A 4,115-nucleotide genomic window follows, 5' to 3' on the forward strand; every position below is an offset into this window, starting at 1 on the left:
GTCAACCCTTTGCCCACGTATGGTGTTTCGGGGCCTTTGCGTTCGTGCGACCTTGGTGGGGGCATTGGAGAGTTCACGCTTTCGGATGCGACGTCAGGTTTTCTTTCTGGCCAGACCGGAGTGACGGTTACCTACCACGGCATCTTGGCGGACGCACAGTCTGGGGACAACGACCTTTCTGATCCCTATACGGGTGTTGCCCAGACGGTGTACGTTAGGCTCGAGGACGATGCGACGGGCTGTTGGACCACCACGACGCTCGACCTGTTGGTCGATCCGCTACCTGTGGCAAACCCTCCGTCACAGCTCGAGGTCTGCGACGACGATGCCGACGGCATTGCACAGTTCGACCTTTCCCAGCGCACGGGCCAGGTCCTGGGTGGGCAGACGGGCATGACGGTGACCTACCACGCGACCCTTTCGGCGGCAGAGGCCGGCACTGGAGTGCTCCCGAACCCCTATACGAACACCACCAACCCACAGACGGTGTATGTACGTGTTGAGGACGATGCCACGGGCTGCTGGTCGACGACGACCCTCGACCTTTTGGTGAACCCCTTGCCAGTGGTCTCCCCGATATCGGACTATGTGCTGTGCGACGAGGCCACGCCAGGTGACGGACAGGAGCTCTTTGACCTTTCGACGAAGGACGCAGAGTCCACCGGTGGGCAGTCCAACATCAGCGTTTCCTACCACCTGACAATGGCGGATGCCCTTTCTGGTACCGCACCGCTTGCGAGTGCCTATGCCAACACGTCGAACCCACAGACCATCTATGTGTCCCTTTCGAACACGGTGACGGGCTGTGTGTCTGCGACCAGCTTTGAACTTATCGTGAACCCTTTGCCCACGGCAGTGGCACCGACCCCTTTGGCGGTCTGTGACGACAATGTGCCCGACGGTTTGACCAGTATCGATTTGGGACTTAAGAGCAATGAGATATCCGGCGGCAACCCGCAGTATACGGTGAGCTACCACCTGACACAGGCGGACGCCAACTCCGGCGCCTCCCCGCTGCCGATCCCTTACACCAACACCAGCAACCCACAGACGGTCTACGTGCGTGTGCTCAACGGCGGCACTGGCTGCTGGACCACCACGCAGTTGGAGCTGCAGGTGGAACAGGCCCCAGTGGCGTTCATGCCCTCTCCTTTGGAATACTGTGATCCTGACAGTGACGGTTTCGGGGTGTTCACGCTCACCGATGCCGAGCCACAGATCACGGGCGGTGTTACCGGCCTTACCGTGACCTACCACGAGACGATGGCCGATGCAGAGAACAGTGTCAACGGCATCACCGGCAGCTACAACAACATCGTTGCCTATGCCCAGACCATTTATGTGAGGGTGGAGAGCGCTACGATCGCGACTGACTGTGCCACCTTTGTGACGCTCCAGCTCATCGTTAACGACACGCCACAGATAGAGGGCCCGACACCTTTGGAAGTGTGCGATGACAATACCGACGGCTTTGCCCAGTTCGACCTGACCTCGAAGAATGCGGAGATCCTGGACGGTCTCGATGCTACACAATACGCGGTCAGCTATTATGAGGACCAGTCCGATGCCGAGGTACCTTCCAACGCCATAGCGACACCGAACGCCTATACCAATACGACGGCCTTCAGCCAGACCCTGTGGGTCCGTGTGGACGACACGGGCAACGGCTGCCACAAGCTGACCACGCTGGAATTGGTGGTCAACGCCCTTCCGGTGCTTGTACAGCCTGACCCGTTGGAGGTGTGCGATACAAACAATCCGGGCGACGGCATGGAGGCCTTTGACCTGGAGGATGCCGATGCACAGATCCTCAATGGTCAGACAGGCATCACATTGACCTATTACGAGACACAGGCAGACGCCGATGCGGGCACAAGTCCCATCAGCAGTCCGTACACCAACACATCCAATCCACAGACCATCTATGTGAGGGCCGAGACCGGTGCCACTGGCTGTGTGGATACCATCACGCTCGACCTTCGGGTGAACCCGTTGCCTTCACCGGCGGCACCGATGCCGATAGAGGTGTGCGATGCCGACAACGACGGTTTTGCGAGCTTTGACCTAGGGTCGCGCACGGTACAGATCATCAACGGTGAGTCCGATGTTGAGATCACCTACCACGAGACCCTTGCGGAGGCCGATAACGGACAGAACCCGCTTGTCAGCCCATACGATAACATAGTGGCATTCACACAGACGGTGTATGCCAGGGCAGAGAACAGCATCACGGGCTGCCATAGCATAGTGCCGATGGTGCTCAATGCTCTCCCTAGCCCTGTGGTACCGACCGACATATCCGACTATGTGGTGTGCGATACCAACGGCGATGGGTTCGCCCAGTTCAACCTTACGACGAAGAACGGGGAGATATTGGGCTCACAGGACCCTTCACAATATGCACTGACCTACCATACGTCGGCGGCCGATGCCGGGACCGGGGCAAATGCCATAGTGAACGTGACGAACTATACCAATGCAACAAATCCGCAGACCATCTATGTAAGGTTGGTCGGTGCGGCCAACGGCTGCAGCAAGACGGGCCAGTTTGAGATCAGGGTCGAGCTTCCGCCAACGGCAGTACAGCCAACACCGCTGAACCTTTGCGACGACGAGGTGGCCGACGAGATGACGGTATTTGACCTTACGGTCAAGGATTCAGAGATCACGGGCGGCAACGGCAGCTGGTCGGTGAGCTATTATCTAACCAGTGCAGATGCGCAGGCGGGCAGCAATGCCATTTCTCCTGCAACCTCGTATACTAACATGTCCGTGGGCGGCAACGCTGCCAACCCACAGACCCTGTACGTGAGGGTGACCGATACCGATACCGGCTGCACGGACTTTACGACCCTTACCATACGAGTGCTGCCGAACCCGACCCCGAGCACGGACCCATCGGACATGGAGCTCTGTGACGACATCAACACGGGAGACGGGCAGGAGCTGTTCGACCTAACGGACAACGAGACCTATATCATCAATGGAGAGTCTGGCGTGAGCGCGACTTACCACGAGACCTATGCGGATGCAGAGGCGGGCACGGGAGCCATAGCCGACCCAACGATGTACACCAACACCAATACGGACTATACGCCACAGACCATCTATGTGAGGGTCAGCAACGACATCACGGGCTGCTACACGATCGTGGACTTTGACATCACCGTGAACCCGTTGCCCGAAGTGGTGGCCGTGACGGACTATATCGTCTGTGAGGTCAACACCGACGGCTTTGCGCAGTTCAACCTTTCGAGCAAGGATGCGGAGGTACTGAATGGGCAGGACCCATCGCTCTACAGCGTGACCTACCATGCGTCGCAGACGGCTGCGGACAACCTTACGGGAGCGCTCTTGAGCCCATATACGAACACCTCGAACCCACAGCAGATATTCGTGGCGATCACCAATAACGAAACGGGCTGTTCAATAAGTACCGTGAGCTTCAACCTTGAGGTGGACAATGGAGCGGAGGCCACGGCACCTGCGTCGCCTTATGTCATCTGTGACAACATAGGGGACAACGACGGTCTGGGCCAGTTTGACCTGACCACGCAGGATGGAGAGATACTGGACGGGCAGGACCCGGTGAACTTTATAGTGAGCTACTATACGACACAGGCCGATGCGGAGCTGGGCGTCAACCCGATACCGACCACCTATGAGAACATCAGCAATCCACAGGTCATCTATGTGAGGGTGGACAACGATACCCCTGATGCGGCGGGCATGGACAGTTCGATCTGCTATGCCGTTACGGAGCTGACCCTTCAGGTGGACCTTCTGCCGATCTTTGACCTTGACGATTTCTATACGCTTTGTACGGACACCAATGGCACGGAGGTGATCGGGCAGCCACTGCTCGACACGGGGCTCTCTGCCGGAGACCATACCTTTGTGTGGAGCCTTGACGGCACGGTGCTATCTGGTGAGACGGGACCTAGCCTGACCGCGTTACAGTCGGGCACCTATTCTGTCCTGGTGACCAATACTGTCACGGGCTGCGAGAACACTGACAGTGCGGAGGTGGTGATCAGTTCGCCACCGTCGGTGACGGCAGAGGTGGCCACACAAGCTTTTTCGGAAATCCACGTTATAATAGCGACGGCCGTGGG

The 4,115-nt window shown here is 58.0% G+C and carries 1 pseudogene; it reads left to right on the plus strand.

Annotation, left to right across the window (positions count from 1 at the left end):
• A pseudogene (locus M0G43_RS15785) lies at positions 1 to 4,115 on the plus strand (hypothetical protein); the annotation flags it as partial.

It is taken from the genome of Subsaxibacter sp. CAU 1640, assembly GCF_023156585.1.
GTDB lineage: Bacteria > Bacteroidota > Bacteroidia > Flavobacteriales > Flavobacteriaceae > JBPOFM01.